General features: G+C 59.9%; 16 protein-coding genes and 2 pseudogenes. 6 read left to right on the forward strand and 12 right to left on the reverse strand.

Annotated features, from left to right (window positions below):
* Window positions 1-115: 115 nt before the first annotated feature.
* Window positions 116-1,276 (forward strand): AAA family ATPase, encoded by a 1,161-nt coding sequence (locus tag ACGSLL_RS11320; RefSeq protein WP_394505783.1) that lies wholly within the window; start codon window positions 116-118, stop codon window positions 1,274-1,276.
* 112 nt (window positions 1,277-1,388) lie between these two features.
* On the opposite strand, the pseudogene ACGSLL_RS11325 reads toward ACGSLL_RS11320, so the two are convergent.
* From ACGSLL_RS11325 to ACGSLL_RS11370, 10 genes and pseudogenes are all read right to left on the reverse strand, one after another.
* Window positions 1,389-1,850 (reverse strand): annotated as a pseudogene (locus tag ACGSLL_RS11325) (type 2 periplasmic-binding domain-containing protein); the annotation flags it as partial.
* Window positions 1,844-2,101 (reverse strand): annotated as a pseudogene (locus tag ACGSLL_RS11330) (ABC transporter permease subunit); the annotation flags it as partial. The pseudogenes ACGSLL_RS11330 and ACGSLL_RS11325, both read right to left, overlap by 7 nt.
* Window positions 2,102-2,736: 635 nt before the next feature.
* Window positions 2,737-3,534: a MetQ/NlpA family ABC transporter substrate-binding protein gene (locus ACGSLL_RS11335; protein WP_042608547.1), complete on the reverse strand. Its 798-nt coding sequence runs from the start codon at window positions 3,532-3,534 to the stop codon at window positions 2,737-2,739.
* Between the two features lie 167 nt (window positions 3,535-3,701).
* Entirely contained in the window at window positions 3,702-4,634 is a 933-nt protein-coding gene (locus ACGSLL_RS11340) for a sigma 54-interacting transcriptional regulator (RefSeq protein ID WP_394505786.1), read from the reverse strand.
* Window positions 4,635-4,686: 52 nt separating this feature from the next.
* On the reverse strand, window positions 4,687-5,268 hold the full coding sequence (locus ACGSLL_RS11345; protein WP_332765749.1) for an alpha/beta hydrolase: 582 nt from the start codon (window positions 5,266-5,268) through the stop codon (window positions 4,687-4,689).
* 288 nt (window positions 5,269-5,556) lie between these two features.
* Window positions 5,557-5,958, reverse strand: coding sequence for an ExbD/TolR family protein (locus tag ACGSLL_RS11350; RefSeq protein ID WP_203420279.1), 402 nt, complete (start codon window positions 5,956-5,958; stop codon window positions 5,557-5,559).
* 1 nt (window position 5,959) lies between these two features.
* Complete coding sequence (locus ACGSLL_RS11355) at window positions 5,960-6,685, reverse strand: MotA/TolQ/ExbB proton channel family protein (protein WP_394505789.1); 726 nt, start codon at window positions 6,683-6,685, stop codon at window positions 5,960-5,962.
* 45 nt (window positions 6,686-6,730) lie between these two features.
* Window positions 6,731-7,540 (reverse strand): energy transducer TonB, encoded by an 810-nt coding sequence (locus ACGSLL_RS11360; RefSeq protein WP_394505791.1) that lies wholly within the window; start codon window positions 7,538-7,540, stop codon window positions 6,731-6,733.
* 380 nt (window positions 7,541-7,920) lie between these two features.
* The gene (locus ACGSLL_RS11365; protein ID WP_394505793.1) at window positions 7,921-8,247 is read right to left on the reverse strand and encodes a hypothetical protein; all 327 of its coding nucleotides are present in this window, start codon (window positions 8,245-8,247) and stop codon (window positions 7,921-7,923) included.
* Between the two features lie 195 nt (window positions 8,248-8,442).
* Window positions 8,443-10,803 carry a TonB-dependent receptor gene (locus ACGSLL_RS11370; protein ID WP_394505795.1) on the reverse strand — a complete coding sequence of 787 codons (2,361 nt, stop codon included), beginning with the start codon at window positions 10,801-10,803 and terminating at the stop codon, window positions 8,443-8,445.
* 165 nt (window positions 10,804-10,968) lie between these two features.
* Here ACGSLL_RS11370 and ACGSLL_RS11375 point away from each other — a divergent pair, with 165 nt between their 5' ends.
* Window positions 10,969-11,913 (forward strand): LysR family transcriptional regulator, encoded by a 945-nt coding sequence (locus ACGSLL_RS11375; protein ID WP_394505797.1) that lies wholly within the window; start codon window positions 10,969-10,971, stop codon window positions 11,911-11,913.
* Between the two features lie 104 nt (window positions 11,914-12,017).
* On the forward strand, window positions 12,018-13,634 hold the full coding sequence (locus ACGSLL_RS11380; protein ID WP_394505799.1) for an alkaline phosphatase family protein: 1,617 nt from the start codon (window positions 12,018-12,020) through the stop codon (window positions 13,632-13,634).
* Between the two features lie 223 nt (window positions 13,635-13,857).
* On the opposite strand, the gene ACGSLL_RS11385 is transcribed toward ACGSLL_RS11380, so the two are convergent.
* A complete protein-coding gene (locus ACGSLL_RS11385; protein WP_394505801.1) occupies window positions 13,858-14,766 on the reverse strand; it encodes a TauD/TfdA dioxygenase family protein in 909 nt (302 codons plus the stop codon).
* A 180-nt stretch (window positions 14,767-14,946) separates the two neighbouring features.
* Between ACGSLL_RS11385 and ACGSLL_RS11390 the strand changes: the two genes are divergently transcribed.
* Window positions 14,947-15,867, forward strand: a complete 921-nt coding sequence (locus ACGSLL_RS11390; RefSeq protein ID WP_394505803.1) for a LysR family transcriptional regulator — start codon at window positions 14,947-14,949, stop codon at window positions 15,865-15,867.
* A gap of 134 nt (window positions 15,868-16,001) precedes the next feature.
* Here the strand turns inward: ACGSLL_RS11390 and ACGSLL_RS11395 are convergent, their stop codons facing one another.
* The gene (locus ACGSLL_RS11395; protein ID WP_394505805.1) at window positions 16,002-17,015 is read right to left on the reverse strand and encodes an ABC transporter substrate-binding protein; all 1,014 of its coding nucleotides are present in this window, start codon (window positions 17,013-17,015) and stop codon (window positions 16,002-16,004) included.
* Between the two features lie 293 nt (window positions 17,016-17,308).
* On the opposite strand from ACGSLL_RS11395, the gene ACGSLL_RS11400 reads away from it, so the two are divergent.
* Together ACGSLL_RS11400 and ACGSLL_RS11405 are read left to right on the forward strand one after the other, a co-directional pair.
* Entirely contained in the window at window positions 17,309-18,907 is a 1,599-nt protein-coding gene (locus ACGSLL_RS11400) for an ABC transporter permease (protein WP_394505807.1), read from the forward strand.
* Window positions 18,904-19,719: an ABC transporter ATP-binding protein gene (locus ACGSLL_RS11405; RefSeq protein WP_394505809.1), complete on the forward strand. Its 816-nt coding sequence runs from the start codon at window positions 18,904-18,906 to the stop codon at window positions 19,717-19,719. The genes ACGSLL_RS11400 and ACGSLL_RS11405 overlap by 4 nt, the downstream gene beginning before the upstream one ends.
* The last annotated feature ends 1 nt before the right edge of the window (window position 19,720 follow it).

The following is a 19,720-nucleotide window of genomic DNA, read 5'->3' on the forward strand; positions in this document are numbered from 1 at the left end:
AGACGATACGACTTCAGAGCTTAGAACAGGGTTCCACGGTTGCGGGCGTCAAGCACAGATTTATCTCATTGCGGGTATGCTGCGAACGTTCCGCAGTTACCCGGAGAAGGATTTCATGCTTAACACCCTGGCGGTGGCCAACTACCGCTCGATCAACAAACTGGTGATCCCGCTCGGGCGTCTGAACCTGATCACCGGGCCCAACGGCAGTGGCAAATCCAACCTGTACCGCGCGCTGCGTCTGCTGGCGGAAACCGCGCAGGGCGGCGTGGTCAACGCGCTGGCACGCGAGGGTGGGCTGGACTCGACCTTCTGGGCCGGGCCGGAAACCATCAGCCGGCGCATGCGCAACGGTGAAGTGGCGATCGAGCCGACGGTGCGTCAGGGCGTAAGGCGATTGCGCCTGGGCTTTGCCGGGGAGGATTTCAGTTATTCGATCGCCCTCGGTTTGCCCGAACCGAGCCGCTCGTATTTCGCCCTCGACCCGGAAATCAAACGCGAATGCATCTGGGCCGGCCCGCTGTATCGCCCGGCGAGCCTGCTGGTGGATCGCAACGGCCCGATGATCAGGGCGCGCGAAGGTCGTGGCTGGGATGTCCTGGCGCAGCACACACCAAACTTCGACAGCCTGTTCGATCAGATCGGCAGCCTGCGCAGCTCGCCAGAGGTGTTCCAGATGCGCGAATTCATCCGCCGCTGGCGCTTCTACGATCACTTTCGCAGCGATGCCGAGGCGCCGGTGCGCCAGCCGCAACTGGGCACGCGCACGCCGGTGCTGCACCACGACGGGCGCGACCTGGCGGCAGCCTTGCAGACCATCATCGAAATCGGCGACCCCGAAGCCTTGCGCGCGGCGATCAGCGATGCGTTTCCCGGTGCGCGGCTGAACATCGCACCGCTGGCCGGTGGACGCTTTGCGATCGAGTTTTTTCAGGAAGGCTTGCTGCGGCCGTTGTCGGCGGCGGAGCTGTCGGACGGGACTTTGCGTTATCTGCTGCTGGTCGCGGCGCTGCTGACGCCGCGACCTCCGTCACTGATGGTGCTCAACGAGCCGGAAACAAGTCTGCACCCGGACCTGTTGCCGGCGCTGGCACGGCTGATCATTCGCGCCTCCGAGCAGTGTCAGGTGTGGGTGGTGTCGCATGCACGGCGGTTGATTTCGGCGCTGCAGGAAGATCCCGAGTGCAATTGCATCGTGCTGGAGAAGACGCTGGGGCAGACCGGAATGGTTGGCCAGCGGGTGCTGGATGAGCCGGCGTGGAACTGGCCTGACTAAGCGGTGACTGAAAAATTCGCGAGCAGGCTCGCTCCCACAGTCGTACGCGCACTCATGTGGGAGCGAGCCTGCTCGCGAAGGCCCTTCAAGCCACCAGTTATAGATCAGACCATCACCCCTGCCACTTGCCCCCCTCGACAATCACACTCTCAGGCCGGGTGTCATCGCTCAGTTCCTTGCGCACATACTGGTCATACAGCTTGAGCAGGTATTTCTCCTCGCCCAGCTTCGCCAGCTCGGTATTCACCCAATCGCGCAATTCGAGATTGCCCTTCTTCACCGCCGGGGCAATCGGCGCTTCAGCCCCGAGTTTTTCCTCAAGCACGCGATAGCCCGGATTCTGCTTGGCCCAGCTGAACAGCACCAGATTGTCCTGCGCGTAGGCATCGCCGCGACCGTTGGCCAGGGCTTGCAGCGATTCGGAATTCTTTTCGAACTTGAGCAGCTTCCAGTCCGGATGAGTCTTGGTCAGCCAGATATCGGCGGTCGTACCGGTGGTGACGATGGTGGTGCGAGTCGCCAGATCATCGAGTTTTTTCACCGAGCTGCCCTGCGGCACCAACGCCTGGAGACTTTGATCCCCAGTGCGGGCAAAGCGAAGTAGACAAAGAACAGCTGAATCAGCAAAGGCGTATTGCGCGCCAGTTCCACATACAGGCCGACCAGTTTGCGAAGGTACGGCGTGCGAAACACCAGGATCGTCGCGTTGAGCAGCGCCACCAGCAGCGAGGTGCCAATGGCGATCAAACCGACCTGCAGCGTCACGCCGACGGCTTTGAGAAACGCCGGCAGGGTGCTGAGGATAAATGCGTAGTCGAAAGTCATGCCGTGTCCTGACGTCGCTTGGTAAACGACGGTGAAGCAATCCATGGACAGCGTGCTGGCTGTCCGGCAGGCACTGACTTTATAGGTATAAAAATCAGAATTTAAATACCGTTAAAGCATATTGATATCACGCAAAAAACTATCTTGTCGGTTTGCCGGGAAGGAATAAGAAGGCTATTTTCCTTTGCGCTGTAGGACGGATCTTTTTTTCAAGAAAGGCCTCCAAGGACGGGCAGCTTTTGGCCAGACTCCCTCGGCCAAACCAAAACAAGGAAGATGACATGGACGTAAAAGCACCGCAGCGACTGGATCCGCAGGATATTTTGAAATTGCTGGTGGCGTTGCGCCGGGCGTTGAAGGCGCAGGTGGCCTGAGATCAAGAGCACCCTCACCCCAACCCTCTCCCGGAGGGAGAGGGGGCCGACCGAGGTGTTTCGCGCTTACATCGACCTGTTGAATCGAGTCGATTGCAGATTTAACGCAAGTCTTTCAGGTCTGCGGAGATCTGAAGCATCCCCCAATCAGTCCCCTCTCCCCCTGGGAGAGGGTTAGGGTGAGGGGCTTTCAAGGCACACACAAAAACGCCGATGACCATCACTGGCCATCGGCGTTTTCACATCAAATCAACGCTCGGATCAGAACGCCGGCAACACCGCGCCGCTGTACTTTTTCTCGATGAACGCTTTGACTTCCGGGCTGGTCAGCGCTTTGGCCAGTTTCTGGATGGCGTCGCTGTTCTTGTTGTCCTCTCGGGCAACGAGGAAGTTCACGTACGGCGAGTCAGCGCCTTCGATCACCAGAGCATCCTTGGTCGGATTCAGCTTGGCTTCCAGCGCGTAGTTGGTGTTGATCATGTCCAGATCAACTTCCTTCAACACGCGCGGCAGCAGCGCCGATTCCAGTTCCTTGAACTTGAAGTTGTGCGGGTTCTTCGCGATGTCTTTTGGCGTTGCCAAAGCGTTTTTCGGATCTTTCAGTTCGATCAGGCCAGCCTTCTGCAGCAGGATCAGCGCACGGCCGCTGTTGCTGCCTTCGTTCGGGATGGCGATGGTGGCGCCGTCCGGCAACTCAGCCAGAGTCTTGTACTTGCTCGAGTAGCCACCGAATGGTTCAACGTGTACACCTTGCACGGTTACCAGGTACTTGGACTTGTCGTCCTTGTACTTACCCTGGTTGAAGCTGTTCAGGTACGGCAGGGTCTGGAAGTAGTTGGCATCGAGACGCTTCTCGCCGACCTGCACGTTGGGTTGCACGTAGTCGGTGAAAACCTTGATCTCCAGATCCACGCCTTCTTTGGCCAGGGTCGGTTTGATCAGCTCGAGAATTTCAGCGTGCGGCACCGGGGTCGCGGCGACCACCAGTTTTTCGCCAGCATTGGCGAAAGAAGCAGTCAAAGCAGCCGCCAATGCGGTAAACAACAGAACCTTTTTCATGCAGTGTCCTTATCGAAAATCACGGTCGTCATCGACGACGGCATCTAATACGTGTGCCAGTGAAGTGATATCGCTGGCGTGAGGCGGACAATACCCGGATTTTTTATTCCCGGACAATAACGTTTATTCAGCTTCATATTCCATTTTGTTCATGTTGAAGAAAATGGCTATAACCCGTCGCTCAAGCGAATCAGCAAATCTTTCAAGGCTTTACGTTCTGCAGTGCTGCCGCCGATATGGATTTGCGCAACCAACCGTTCGATCCGCAGCCCCGGCCCAGACACCTCGGGCAGGTTCAGATGCTGCGGCAGGATTTCTTCGCCGGTGCTGACCAGCAACGCAAAGTGAATGACATTTTCCAGCTCTCGCGTGTTGCCCGGCCAACTGTGTTGTTCGAGCGCATGCTGCGCGGCTTCGCTGATCAAGGGCACGGGCAGGTCGAGGCGCTGGCTGTAGATGCCGAGAAAATATTCGGCCAGCGACAGGATATCGCCGGTTCGCGCGCGCAGTGCCGGCAGTTCGAGTTGGCCCTCGCTGAGATAGTGATAGAGCCGCTCGTGGAATTTTCCTGCATCGACGGCTTGTGCCAGATCGATGCTGGTCGCCGCCACCAGACGCACGTCGACCGGGCTGGGTTGATGCGCACCGACCCGAGTGACTTCGTGGTTCTCCAGGGCGGCGAGCAATTTCACCTGGATCGGCAGCGGCAAATCGCCGATTTCGTCGAGGTACAACGTGCCGCCATTGGCCGAACCAAACCAGCCGGCGCGACTGCTGGCCGAACCGCTGTAGCTGCCTGCCGCATAGCCGAACAGCTCGGCGTCAGCATACGTCGGGCTGATCGCCCCGCAGTTCACCGACACGAACAGCCCGCTGCGATCACTGGCGCGATGGATATGCCGGGCGAGCAGTTCTTTACCGGTGCCAGTCTCACCGCGGATCAATACCGAGATCGCGCGTGGCGCCAGTTGTTCCAGTTCTTCCCGCAGTTGGCGTGAGCGTGGGTCAACGAACACCAGCGCTTTGGCGCGAATGCTCAGCGGGCTTTTTTCCGCATCGGGAAAGGTCAGCAACGGCTGACCGAAAGTTTCGAAACTCATGGCAGGCTCCCGCCCTGAACCGCCTGGCAGACGGGGGCGTTAAAAATGAAAGTCAGGCGCGACGACGGGCATGATGTTCCAGGCGATTCTGCAGGCGATAAAGATAGGCAAAACCCTGCTCCCAGCGCTGATGCCCGGACTTGACGTTGATATGCCCGGCACCGGCGAGAATCCCCGCTTCCGCGCCCCAGTTGCGCGCCAACTCCAACGCGCGCGGCGCACTGACGGCAGCGTCGTTGTCGGAGCTGACGACCTGGCTCGGAAACGGCAACAGGTCCGTGGGGATCGGTGCAAAGTTGCGCAGCGCCGGTGAGCACGCGGGACGCTCCACATCCGCAGGCGCAACCAGCAACGCACCGCGAACCTGACGCAGGTATTGCAGCGGCGCGGTCGCCGCCCAATGCGCGACGGTGATGCAACCCAGGCTGTGGGCGATGAGGATCACCGGCGTGCTGTCGGCGGCAATCGCTTCGGCGAGCGCCGCGACCCAGTCCTCACGGCGCGGGGTTAGCCAATCGGCCTGCTCGACCCGCGCACTGTTCGGCAGGCTGTTCTGCCAGTGGGTCTGCCAATGATCTTCTGGCGATCCTTGCCAGCCCGGCACAATCAGGTAGCGGATTGATTCGTTGCGCATGGGAAGCTCTCCTGCGTCGTGTCTGTTCTCGGTCGAGTATAGGGACGGGAGTTATATTCGTTAAGGAATAAGAAGCTATTTATTAAGATCAATAATGCATATATGGCGCGAGACCTGTGGGAGCGAGCCTGCTCGCGAATGCGGCGCATCAGTCGGCGTTAATGTTGCGGCGAATGGCGCCTTCGCGAGCAGGCTCGCTCCCACATTGGAGTGCGTCGTGGGCAAAAAACGGGTAAAAAAGGGGCCGCACCCTGCCAAGGAAACGGCCCCGGAAAACTGTTGAATCTGTCACCGCGCAGTAATCACCGACAGCTTGGTAATCCCTGCCCGCTCAATCGAAGCCATGGCCCGCGCCACTTCGCCGTAGTTCACCCCGTCATCGGCCTGCAACTGCACGCGCACCTCCGGGTCCTTGGCTTTCGCAGACTTGAGGTTGAATTCCAGCACGTCCGGCTGAATCTCATCCTTGTTGATAAACAGCTTGCCGGCACCGTCGATGCTCACCACCAGCGGGTCCTTCTGCTCGACCGGCGCCACCGCTTCGGTCTTGGGCAGATTGATCGGTATCGCGTTGGTCAGCAGCGGCGCAGTAACGATAAACACCACCAGCAGCACCAGCATCACGTCCACCAGCGGGGTCACGTTGATCTCGCTGAGGACTTCATCCGTGTCTTGCGTGGAGAAGGCCATATCAGGAGGCCTCCTTCACTTTTGTCGCATTCCCCGGCGCAGAAACCTTGTGTGCGGTCGGGTGAATCAACACCCGGAACGCACTCTTCTGCGCCAGGCTGTAGAAGTCGTGGGCGAAGTCGTCCAGGTCCGCCGCGGTCAGTTTCAGACGGCGCAAAAAGTAGTTGTAAACCAGTACCGCCGGTACCGCGACGGCGATGCCCACACCGGTTGCCACCAGTGCCGCACCGATCGGCCCGGCCACCGTTTCCAGGCTCGCCGACCCGGCCGCGCTGATGCCTTTCAACGCTTCCATGATTCCCCACACCGTGCCGAACAGTCCTATGAACGGCGAGGTGCTGCCAATACTCGCGACCACTGCCAGACCGATTTCCAGCGAACGTCGCTCGCGGACGATCTGCTGGCGCAAGGCACGCTCCAGACGATCCTGATGGTTGATCGCCTGGCTCAGGTCATTGGCCTGTGGCGGCTCGCCCACCTGAATCGCCGCGTAACCGGCCTGCGCGACACGCGCCGCAGCCCCGGGCTGGGTTTCGCTCAACTCGGCGGCTGCATCAAGACTCGACGCCGCCCAGAAGCGCTTATGAAAACGCCGGTCCTGCGCTTTCAAACGCCCGAACTGCAACGCCTTGAGCAGTGCCAGCCCCCAGGTGACGACGGAAAAAACCACCAGCAGCCAGATCACCGCGCTTTCGATGGATTCCAGTGGAGAAGCCAGTAACGTCATGATGTATTCCCTCGTGTAAACGTTTCGCGCGAATTTGATTGCGGTTTAGTGAATCTTGAAATCGATAGGCACGCTGACCCAACCGTTCTGGGCGACATCGCCCTGCCTGGCCGGGACGAAACTCCAGCGTTTCACGGCGTTGAGTGCCGCATCGTCGAGCTGCTGGCGGCCGCTGCTTTTCTGAATCTGAATCTCGCCCGGTTTGCCACTGGCCAACACCTGCACGCGCAGCAACACCGTGCCTTCCCAACCGCGACGCTGCGCCAGCGACGGATATTCCGGCGCCGGGTTTTTCAGGTAAGCGGCGCTGGCCGAGGCCGGTGTGACCGGCGCCGGCACCGGTGGCGCGGGTGGCGCTGGCGCAGCGACCGGGGCGGCCGGTTTGGGCGGTACTGGCGCTTGCTCGACGGCTTTGGGCGCCGGTTTGGGTGGCGGCTTGACTACCGGCTTGGGCTTCGGCACGGGTTTGGGTGGTGGCGGCTTCACCGCCAGCTCGTCTTCCACCGGTGGCGGTGGTTCAACCACCGGCGCAGGAGGCGGCGGCGCCACAACCGGCGGCGCGGGCGGTGCCGGACGGGAAAACTCGATGGTCATCGGCGGAATTTCCGGCGGCACGATTGGCAGCGCGGGGGTCGGATGCTGATTGATCCAATAGATCACCGCGCCATGCACCACCAACGCCAGCACCGCGAGCAAAACGGTTTCGCGGCGACTCAGAATACCCTTGGGCGCACGCTGCAAACGCAGTTGCCCCAACGGCACCCGGTGCGCCCGGCCGAGGTCGATCAGTTCGCCACCCGGCGTTTGCCGCCACAGCAATTCCCCTGCGCTGGCGGCGGTCTGGACACTGCCCATTGTTTGACTCCCTGCGGTCTTTTTGCGGTTCTTGCACAACAGCTGAGCAACCGTTTGTTGAATCCCCCAACGGCTGGCCCTGGGTGAATCATTGGTCTTGCCGCTTATCTCCGAAAGAAATATTTAACGTTATGCATAGGTCTTTATGGAATATAAAAACGATCAATTTCACCGACGCCTTGCGCCACGCGGGCTGCAGCGAGACGCAAAAAATCGCATGCCTTGCCGGCATTGAAAGTATTCATTCAGCGCATCGGATTCGGCTGACCCGGTTTTAAAGGACAGGCTCAAAACGATGTGGTTAGTTGAAAACTACATTCTTCCGAGCAACAAAAAAGGCCGATACACTTTCGTGCACCGGCCTTTTGTTTGATCAGCTGTTATTGTTTTATGAATTCTCCAGCCAAACCTACTACATCACCGTCAAAGTTTGTTCGCGCGCCAACTGCACGCACTTTCGAATAATTGTGATCTGGCGAAAACAATGTCCATGCCTGATAACCCGAGCCCTCGTTCAAAGCTGTTAAGGTGATGACCGTCGGCTGCCCGGTGCTGTTCTGGAAATGGTAGTGGCCGTACGCGATGTCGTAGTTCACGCCGTTCTGGCTGAATTTCCCGCTGAATGTGCCGTTGTAATCGTTGCCATCGGTAATTGTCAGCCTGGCGCCCGCGTTGGCGTTTACATAATTGCCATTGATGCTCGACATAATGCGATTTCCTTTATCGTTGAAATGGGTATCTTCCGATGAGAGCAAGTTTCTTTCCTGGAAACTCGCGACACAGATCATGGTTCGACATCGATTGATTGTCCACGGGAGCAACTAACTGAATCGGCATAAACACTATTCAAGAGACGTCTAAGTTATTGCGAAATAACTGTAAGCATATTCCGATTGGTACGATTAAAAATCATAACGCCCAGTCACCCCAAGCGTACGCGGCGTGCCGAGCAGCCCCTCATAACCGCCATTGCCGCCCGTCCACAGCGTCGTGTAATAGGTTTTGTCGAAGGCGTTTTTCAGCCACAACGAAACATCCCACTGACCTTGATTGAAATCGCCACGCAAGCCTGTGGAAAAGTTGACCACGGCGTAGCTGGGAATCTGCCCGTAGTCGGAGTCCTCCACTGTGCCCACGGCTTTGGAGCGGAATGCATAGCTGCCGGTGACGTAGGGTTCGAAGCCGTTATCCAGATTCCATTTGTATTCGCCGTTGGCATTGCCGATCCATTTCGATGCGCCGACCACTTGATGGCCGCTGAGATCGCAAGAGGCCGGCGCACCCGGCGCCTGGCTGACTTCCGGCGGGCACGGCGCATCTTTGTAGGAGAGATAGCTGACGTCGTTGTACGAGCCGTTGAAGTTCAGCGTCAGGCCACGCAGCGGCATCACGGTGCTTTCGAACTCGATGCCGCGCGAGCGCACGGAGCCGGCATTGGTCAGGTATTGCACGCGGTTGTCGGCGTCATAGGCATTGGTCTGGTAGGCGTTGACCTGGGTCCAGAACACGTTGGCGTTGAGCTGCAGACGGTGATCCCACAAAGTGCTTTTGAAACCGAGTTCGGCGTTGTTCGCCCGTTCGGTGCCGATCAGCAGCGAGTCGGCACCCGCGGTTGGCGCGGAGCCGACTGCGAGGTTGACCCCGCCGGATTTTTCGCCGTGGGACAACGTCGCGTAGCCAAGCACCTCATCGGTGATGCGATAGCTGAGATTGAGCAGCCCCGAAGGGCTTGAGCTGTATTGATTCAAGTCACCGGAGTCGTAGGCGCCGGCGCGGCCTCGGCGCGCATTGGCCGCCGCGCCCGCCACGGCCACACCGCCGACCGGGGCATTGCGGTTGACCCAGGCATTTTTCTCTTCGTAGGTGCCACGCACCCCGGCGGTGAAATCCAGCCGCTCGGTCAGGTGCCAGGTGCCTTGGGCAAACAGCGCAAAGCTGTCGGTCTTGATGTGGCCCTTGCCGACGCTGGTCACATTGGCCAGCGCACCCGCCGGCGTGCCGTTCCAGATGTCCGCCTGCGGGCCGTAATAGGCGAAGGATTTGTTGTCCAGATCGGAACCGAAATAGTAGGCACCGACCACGTAGTCGAAGAATTCCCCCTTGGGCGAGGCGAGGCGAAATTCCTGCGAATACTGTTTGTCTTCCACCGACACCCCGGCGTTGTAACTGGCCGGCACGTTGAGGCCGTCATCATTGCGTGGAGTGAAGTTCCAGAAGCGATACGAGCTGACCGAGGTCAGGGTGAAATCGCTTGGCAACGTCCAGTTGGCTTCTACCGAAGTGCCGCCCTGATGCACGGTAACGTGTTGGTCGTTGTCGAGATTGACCTTGCGGTGTGTGCCGTTGACCAGCGTCGCGCCGGCCGCGTTGGCACGGGATTGATACAGGTTGACGCCGTTGATGGTCGGCCCGATGTTGTACAACACGCGGGTGCCGGCGCTGGAATCCTCTTCGTTGTAATCGCCGATCCAGCGCAGGTTGAAATTTTCGTTGGGCTTGAACAGCAGTTGCGCGCGAAAGCCTTCGCGCGAGCCGCCATTCAGATCATGGCCGTCGTATTCGTTCTTGATGTCGCCGTCGCTGCGCGTGCGATACGCGGAAAAACGCCCGGCCAGTTGCTCATTCAGCGGCCCGGAAATCGTGCCCTTGGTCTGGAAATAACCGTCCTCGCCAACCGAGGTTTCGATGCTGCGCTCAGGGGTAAAGGTCGGCGCACGGGTGCTGATGTTGATCACCCCGGCGGTGGTGTTTTTACCGAACAGTGTGCCCTGCGGCCCGCGCAAGACTTCGAGCTGTTCGATGTCCATCAAGTCGAACACCGCCATCCCCGGGCGGCCCAGATAAACGTTGTCGATGTACAGGCCGACGCTGCCTTCCAGACCATCACTGGCCGGATTGTTACCCAGACCGCGAATCGACACGCTGGACTGCCGCGCGTGCATATAGGCGACGTTGACGCTGGGCACCAGTTGCTGCAGATCCTGAATCCGATAGACCCGTTGCGTCTCCAGATTCTGTCCGCTGACCACACTCATTGGCGTCGGTACATCCTGCGAACTTTCCTCGCGACGACGGGTGGTCACGGTCACGGTTTCCAGCTGCGAACTGCTCGCCGCCGCTTTGCCTGCGGCGACCGGCGCCGGGATTTCGGCTTCGGCGGCGTAGCCGTGAGTCCAGCTCGCGCTGCCGGCGAGAAACAAGGCCAGAGGCAGGCGCTTGAGCCGTCGAGGTGGTTGGGGTGACGCGTGTTTCAACGGACTCATGGCGCGGCTCCTGGTCAAAAAATACACAGGCTTCACCAGCACTGCATATTCTTTTAAGTTATTTATTTATGGATTTACAAATATTTACTGCATAAGAGATTGCCTTTATAAGGAGTCGACCTAATGCATATCCAATGCATTTCCCGGATATTTTTTATGTGAAAAATGCATATCGACCTGCGCCAACTTCGTCACTTCATCGCCCTGGCTGAACAACGCAGCTTCGTTGCCGGCGCGCAGGCGGTGAACCTGTCGCAGTCGGCGTTCAGCCGCAGCATTCAAGCGCTGGAACACAGCGTCGGCTGTCAGTTGGTCGATCGCGGGCGCAAGGAATTGCCCCCCACCAAACAGGGCCAGGTCTTGCTCGAACATGCGCGGCGGCTGGTCAGTGGCGCGCAGCAAATGGCCAACGAGATCAGTCAGTTCAACGGGCTTGAGGCTGGGGAATTGCGCTTCGGTTGTGGGCCGGCGCCCGCCGCGGGACTGATTCCGCGGGCGATCGGTGCGTTCATCGGGCGCTACCCGAAAGCGCGGGTTCAGTTTGTGGTAGATGACTGGCAGAGCCTGAGCAAACGCCTGCTCAGCGAAGAGTTCGAGTTCTTCGTCGCCGACACCCGGCAGTTCGAGGCGGACCCGGACTACCTGACCCATCGCCTGCGCGCGCGCAAATGGCATTTCTGCTGTCGCGCCGGGCATCCGCTGGCGGCGTTTGAACGCGTCAGCGCCGAGCAGTTGATGAGTTATCCACTGGCAGTGAGCATTCGTCCGCCAAACCTGCGCAAAGTCATCGTCGACCTCAGCGGCCGGCCAGATTTCACGCCGAATGTGGAATGTGAAAACAGCTCGAGTTTGCTCAGTGTGGTGCTGCGTTCGGATGCGATCGGGATTGTCGGCGCCTATTCCGACGCGTTGCATCTGGCCAAGGGTGAGCTGGTGTGCCTGAAGATCGAAGGATTGGCTGACGATCTTGAGGAGCTGTATACCCGCTACGGGATCGTCAGCCGCGCCGGGTATCGGTTATCGCCGCTGGCCGAGGCGATGATTGAGCAAATCAAAGCGATTGATGCGGTGGATGAAGAAGTCTGTTCACTGGAGAATCTTGCGGTCTGATTTACCGATGCATTTGCTGCATAAAACCCATTCCCCAAACGCACTTGCCGTACACCCCTGCCGACGGCGACAACCCTCACCTGTCCCACTGACCGGTGAACTCCATGCCCACCCCGCCCAACCCCGTGCGCAACGTGCTGTACATCATGTGCGACCAACTGCGCCGCGATTACCTGTCCTGCTACGGCCATCCGCATCTGCATACACCGAACATCGATCGCCTCGCTGCCGCCGGCGTACGGTTCAGCCGCGCTTACACTCAGGGCACGATTTGCGGTCCTTCCAGAATGTCGGCCTACACCGGGCGCTATGTCAGCAGCCATCAGGTGGCATGGAACGCCGTGCCGTTGCCGCTGGATGAACTGACCATCGGCGATTACCTGCGCCCGCACGGTATTCGTACCGCTCTGGTCGGCAAGACTCACGCGACGGCAAACATTGATGCCTTGCAGCGCCTGGCAATCAACCCTGACAGCCTGCAGGCCGAAATCCTCAACGAAGTCGGCTTCGAACCCTACATGCGCCATGACGGCATCTACCCCGACGACCCACTGTTCGATGACAAGCGCGAATCCGCCCCCTACACCCGTTACCTTCGCGAACACGGTTTCGACGGCCGCAATCCCTGGCACGACTGGGCGAACGCCGCCGAAGGCGCGAACGGCGAGATCCTCAGCGGCTGGAAAATGCGTCATGCGAATTTGCCAGCACGAATTCCCGAGCAACACTCAGAGACTGTCTACACTACCAATCGAGCCATCGACTTCATCACCGAGCAAGGCGAGAAATCGTGGTGTTTACACCTCTCGTACATCAAACCGCACTGGCCCTACATCGTACCGGCGCCATACCATTCTTTGTACAGTACGAAATCGATTCTCGAACCGATCCGCGCGACGCCCTCCGAAGCCAGTAAACACCCCGTATACACGGCCTTTCGTCAACATGAAGAAAGTCTCAACTTCTCCCGGGACGCAGTACGATTGACTGTAATCCCTACCTACATGGGCTTGGTCAAACAGGTGGATGACCAACTCGGAAGGCTGTTCGATTTTTTGCAGAGCAATGGCCGTTGGGACGACACGCTGATCGTGTTCACCAGCGATCACGGCGACTTTCTCGGCGACCACTGGCTGGGCGAGAAGGAGTTTTTGCTCGAACAAGCGGTTGGCGTGCCGCTGATCGTGCGCGACCCGCGCACGGCGGCGGATGTCACCCGCGGCACGGTTGATGAGCGACTGGTGGAAACCATCGATGCACTGCCGACATTTCTGGCGGCGCTGGGATTGCCGGGCGCCGAGCATCGTCTTGAAGGGCGCTCCTTGATTCCCCTTCTGCACGGCGAGAATCCCGATTGGCGCCGCTACGCAATCAGCGAATATGACTACGCCTTCCAGGCGCCGGCCCGCGCGCGGTTGGGCCAGCCGATCGACCGCTGCCGCATGACCATGGTGCGCAGCGAGCGCTGGAAATACCTGGCGTACGACGGCTTCCGGCCACAGTTGTTTGATCTGCTCAATGACCCGCACGAGCTGCGCGATCTAGGCGATGACCCGGCGCACGCGGCCGTGCGCGAAGAGCATGCGGGGTACCTGTTTGAATGGCTGCGCGGGTTGAAGCGGCGCACGACGATCAGCCATGAGGAGATCGATTCACGCGGGCAGCGGTTTCGTTATGGAGAGCCTGAAAGCGAGAAAGTGGTGCAGATCGGGATCTGGTGAAAGCCCTTCGCGAGCAGGCTCGCTCCCACAGGTTCAAGCGATCGTTCCCACGCGCAGCAAAGGAATGCAGCCCAGTACGCTCCGCGTCCCAACAGCGGACGCAGAGCGTCCATAGAGGCATTCCCACGCAGAGCGTGGGAACGATCATTCAACTCAGGCTCGAAAAGCCCCCAATAGGCTCCCTCTCCCTCTGGGAGAGGGCTGGGGTGAGGGGCTGTTGATCTCAGTCACGACCTTTGATGGTTTTACTGCGCTGCCCATTCACCCCCACCGCCACCTCGCCTTTCAACGTCACCCGACGCACCACCCGATCCTGGGTGCCGTAATCATCGATCGCGTAATGCTGCGTCGAGCGGTTATCCCAGATCGCCACATCACCAGCCTTCCAGCGCCAGCGCACGGTGTTTTCCTGACGGATCACATGGCTTTGCAGCAGCCCGAACAGGTGCGCCGAGTCCGCTTGCGAGTAACCCTTGATGCGTTTGACGAAATGCCCCAGCAGCAGGCTCTTCTCACCGCTGATCGGATGCACCCGGACGACCGGGTGTTCGGTTTCGTACACCGTCGAGGTGAAGACCTTGCGGTAGCGCTCAAGCTTCTCCGCCGAAACGTCCGGTTTAGCGCTGGCGTAGTCGTATTCGTTGCTGTGCACTGCGACCAGTTTGTCGGCCAGTTCACGCAGCTCGCTCGGCAAGCCGTTATACGCCGTGGCGGTGTTGGCCCACAGCGTGTCGCCGCCGAATGCCGGGGCCACCGCCGAGCGCAGGATCGAGGCTTTCGGGTAGGCATCAACGAAGGTCACGTCAGTGTGCCAGGAGTTGGCGCGCTGACCTTCGGCGCCGTCCAGTTCGAGCAGATAACGGGTACCTTCGCGCGACGGCACGGTCGGGTGCGCCACCGGTTCGCCGAGCAAATGCGCGAAGGCTTCCTGACGCTGATCATCAAGCCGGGTCTGTTCGCGGAAGAACACCACCTTGTATTCGATCAGTGCCTGCTGAATGGCTTCGACCGTGGCGGCGTCCAGCTCACCGGAGAGGTGCACGCCACGAATCTCGGCGCCGATACGACCGGCCACCGGGTGAATTTCCAGCGCATGGACAGCGGGTTTTACAGCGAGTGCGGCATTGCTCATGGGAAGATCCTCATCGACTGCTTGCGGTTGGCGGCAGCGAAACAACGCTCTATCTATATGCCATTTACATCTAACAGATAGGTGCGTGCTTCGTTGACGGAATAAGAGCTTGCATTTAAAACCTCAGGCAACCCTCGTCGCAAATGCCTTCGAGCTATTTTTAGGATGCCGGAAAAGCATATGGATCTTCGCCAGTTGCGTTACTTCATCGCCCTCATCGAACACCGCAGTTTTGTCCGTGCGGCGGACGCGATGGGCATCACTCAACCGGCGTTCAGCCGTAGCATTCAGGGGCTGGAGCAGGAGTTCGGCTGTGTGCTGGTGGACCGCGGCAACAAGGATTTGCGCCCCACCCCCGAAGGCCAGGTGGTGCTGCAGCACGCCTTGAGCCTGGTGCAGGGCGCGGCACTGCTCAGCGCCGAAGTGACGCAAATGACCAAGCTTGATGCCGGTGAAGTGCACTTCGGTTGCGGCCCGGCGCCAGCGGTGAAACTGGTGCCGGATGCGGTGGCGCAATTCATTAATGCACACCCGAAAGTGCGCACCTGTTTCCAGGTGGATAACTGGGAAAAACTCAGCCGCGCGCTGAGCCGCGAGGAGATCGAATTCTTCATCGCCGATATTCGCCATTTCGAATCCGACCCGAATTTCCAGACCCAGGCGCTGACGCCCAAACGCGGCGTGTTCTTTTGCCGTCCGGGGCACCCGTTGCTGGCCAAGGAAAGCCTGTCGACCAACGATATGTTCGACTATCCGTTGGCGACTACGCTGATCCCGCCGGGGATTCGCAAACTGTTGGCCAACCTCAGCGGCCGCACCGATTTTTCCCCGACCATCGAGACCGAGCATTATCCGGCGCTGGTCAAAGTGGTGCTGCAATCGAATGCAATCGGGGTGGGCACCGAGGAGGCGTTTGCCGAGGACATTGCCAAGGGTTCGCTGGTGCTGCTGCACTGGCGTAATTTGCCGCAGAACCTGGAGAGCATGAACGCGCGCTGCGGCATCGTCAGCCGTACCGGGTTTCGCTTGTCGCCAGCGGCCAGGGCGCTGATCGAGACGTTGGTGGCGGTGGATCGGCAGAAAGTCAGCGTCGCCGTATGAAAACCTTCGCGGCAGACGCCGATCGTTCCCATGCTCCGCGTGGGCATGCATCAATGGACGCTCTGCGTCCGCTTTTGGGACGCGGAGCGTCCCGGGCTGCATTCCCACGCAGAGCGTGGGAACGATCCGTTACTCTAAAGTTTGGCCGCCGCCAGTTCAGGCGCCACCCAATCGCTGACCTTGAACGGCTTGCGAATCAGCTTCTGCTGCGCCGCCAGATCCACCGAATCCTGCAATTTGCCGAGGAACACTGGGTCGAGCGTCGACTGGAACACTTCACGCAAATCCTGATCCTGCAAATCCTGAGTCAGGATCACTGGCGGGTAACTGGCCAGCCCCGACACCAGTTGCACGTAAGCGCCCTTGTTGCCGTCTTCGCTCAGCCAGTCAAAAGCTTGCTGCTGTGCCTTGAGCAGTTTCGCCACCACCTCGGGGTGCGCGTCGACAAACTTTGCCGTGCCCAACAGTACGGCCTGCACACTGCCGGCCCCGCCCAGATCCTTGGTATTGAGCGGCAACTCCGCCAGGCCTTTGGCTTGCAGAGCCGATAGCGCGGAACTGCCCCATGATGCATCGATCTGCCTGGCCGCCAGTGCTGCGACCGCCGCGTTGAAGTCCAGGTTGATGACCTTCAAATCCTTTTCGCTCAAGCCCTGACTGGCCAGCGCCGCGTCGAAGGAAAGCTGTGTCGCGGTGCCACGGAAGATCGCCACCCGCTTGCCCTTGAGATCCTGCAGGGTCTTGATTCCCGACCCCGGCACCACGCCCAGATACTGCTTGACCCCGCGTGCGGTGGCGCTGAGCAGGCGGGTGTCCAGCCCGTTGGACTTGCCAATGATTGCCGCCAGATCGCCCAGATACGCGAGATCGACCTGACCGTTGGCGAACGCTTCATTGATCACCGGCCCTGCACCTTTGAAAAAGCTCCACTGAATCTTGATGCCTTGTTCGGCAAAGGCCTTTTCGAAGATCTGCTGATTGCGCAGTACATCGACCACGCCGCCACCACTGTGCTGGGTACCGGCGCTCAGGTCAGGCACGGCAATGCGGATTTCCTTCAGCTCCTCCGCGTGGGCGCTGAACGCCAGCAGGCCAGCCAGCGCGGGAACGGTAAACAGACTGAAAACTCGTTTGAAGGGAAGGTTCATGGGTACAGCTCCTTGATCACGACTGGGCGGTGAGGAGCCGAAAGTAGGCCGAAGCGGGGCCTGCGCTTAAATACTATAAACGCACATTTTTATAGCTTAATAAGCTAAGCAAGCGCGGCCGGGGCTTGCAGGGATGTATGCATAGACAGCATGGAAAATATTCTCCGAATGCATTGGATGCGCTTGGGCTGGAGGCCTTAAATGGTCTGGCTTATCTCTCGATAGCATTGATTCGCTATTTGTTAGATCAATTTTGCATACGGTCCGTCTGCGTCCGACAACGGAGGTCAACCATGGCCCGACACTCCCTGCTCAGCCTGCCGCTGCCGGCGCCACCGCTCAAGCGCCAACCGATCTGGCCAAGCCTCAACCAGCGAGTTTTGCCATGGCTGCTGCCGCTCGCTCTATTCACGCTGTGGTGGCTGGCCGCACGCAACGCATGGATGAGCGAGCAGATTTTGCCAGCGCCTTCGCTGGTCTGGAACAGCGCCGCGGAGCTGGCGCAAGGCGAACTCTGGAGCCATCTGTGGATCAGCCTGCAGCGTTTGTTCTGGGGCCTGCTAGCAGGAATTTCCGCGGGCGCCGTACTCGGCGCTGCGCTGGGTTTCAGCCAGCGGCTGGAGCGGTTGATTCTGCCGACATTTGCCGGACTGGCGCAGGTGCCGACACTGGCCTGGATTCCCTTGTTCATGGTGTTTTTCGGCATTGGCGAAGTGCTGAAACTGGTGGTGCTGATCAAAGCGATCGTGGTGCCGGTGACCTTGCACACGCTGGTCGGGGTGCGCGATGCGCAACCGAAACTGCGTGAAGCGGCAGCGGTCCTGCGCCTGCCGCCACACCTGTTAGTCCGCCGCCTGGTCCTGCCCGCCGCCCTGCCTGCGTTCATGGCGGGTGTACGTCTGGCACTGGCCGCCGGGTGGACCTCGCTGCTCGCCGTCGAACTGCTGGCGTCCAGCGAAGGCATCGGCTACCTGATGGTCTGGGCGCGGCAGTTGTTCATGCTCGACATCGTGTTCGTGTGCATCGTGGTCATCGGTTTGCTCGGCGTGGCCATGGATCGCGGCATCGGCCTGCTCGATCGCAAGCTGGTGCACTGGCCGCATCCAGCGACTGCCGAAATTCGTCGCGGCCCGCGTTATCAAGGCTGGCAACGACTGCAACCGTGGCTGCTGCCGCTGAGCTTGCTGGCGCTGTGGCAATTGGCGGTCGATCAGCAGTGGGTCGATGCCAACATTCTGGTCAGCCCGCTGGCCGTTCTGTTAACCGCGTGGGAAGGTTTGCGCGACGGAACCTTGAGCAGCGGCCTGGCCCTGAGCCTCGGACGCACAGTCGGAGGATTACTGCTCGGCGGCGGGCTCGGTTTCGCCCTCGGCTTGCTGCTGGGTCTGTCGCGCACCAGCGAACGCTTGCTCGGCCCGACGCTGGCGGCGATCCGGCAAATTGCGATTTTCGCTTGGGTGCCGCTGCTCACCGCGTGGTTCGGCCTCGGTGAACTGGCCAAGTGGGTATTCGTTGCCCTCGCCGGGTTCTTTCCGTTGTTCGTCGCCACGCAACGCAGCGTCGCCAATCTTTCGCCGCAACTCAACGAAGCCGCGCAGGTGCTGCGCCTGAGCCTCGGTCAACGCCTGCGCCGCCTGGTGTTGCCCGGTGCCGCGCCGGGCATTTTCGCCGGCCTCAGGCTGAGCCTGATCTACGCCTGGCTCGGCACCATCGGCGCCGAATACTTCATGCCGTCCGATGGCGGCATCGGCAGCCAGATGATCGGCGCACAGCAACTGCTGCGCATGGACCTGATCATGGCCGGCATGCTTCTGGTCGGTCTCACCGGCGCCCTGCTCAACCTGATCGGCCAACGCCTGGAAATTCGCGCGACCCGCTGGAGACACGCATGAACGCACCGATTGTCAGCTTCAACCACGTGGGCAAATCCTTTGACGTCGACGGCTTCGAACTGGAGGCGATTCACGAATTCAACCTGGACATCGCCGAGGGCGAATTTGTCGCCATCGTCGGTTCCAGCGGCTGTGGCAAATCGACCTTGCTGCGCTTGCTGGTCGGACTCGACACGCAGTTTCGCGGGCAGATCAGCGTAGATGGCCAGGCCGTCAAGGGCGTCGGCAGCGAACGCGGCATCGTCTTTCAGGAGCACCGTTTGTTTCCCTGGCTGAGCGTCGCCGACAACATCGGTCTGGGCCTGGTTAATGAGCCGCTGAGCGCCGCGCAAAAGCAACAGCGGATCAACGATTTCATCGATCTGGTCGGCCTGCGCGACTTCACCCGCGCCTATCCGCACCAGTTGTCCGGCGGCATGGCCCAGCGTGTGGCGATCGCTCGCGGACTGGTTGCCAGCCCACGGATTCTGCTGCTCGACGAACCCTTCGGCGCCCTCGACGCACTGACCCGCCAGCAGATGCAGGACGAGCTGCTGGCGATCCGCGAACGCGCAAAAATCACCACAATTCTGGTCACCCATGATGTCGAGGAAGCGATCTTCCTCGCTGACCGCGTGGTGGTGATGGAGCCGCGTCCGGGACGGATCAAGCAATTGGTCGACATTGCCCTGGCGCACCCGCGCCAGCGCAGCAGTTTCGACTTCCATCAGTTGCGTGAAGAACTGCTGCACGAGCTGACCAGTGACGACCATTACCAACCGAGCGTGCCGGTGCAGATCCGCGATCTGCCGCTGACGTTCATAGCCTGCTGAA

This window comes from Pseudomonas retamae (genome assembly GCF_043496865.1).
GTDB classification, from domain to species: Bacteria; Pseudomonadota; Gammaproteobacteria; order Pseudomonadales; family Pseudomonadaceae; genus Aquipseudomonas; species Aquipseudomonas retamae.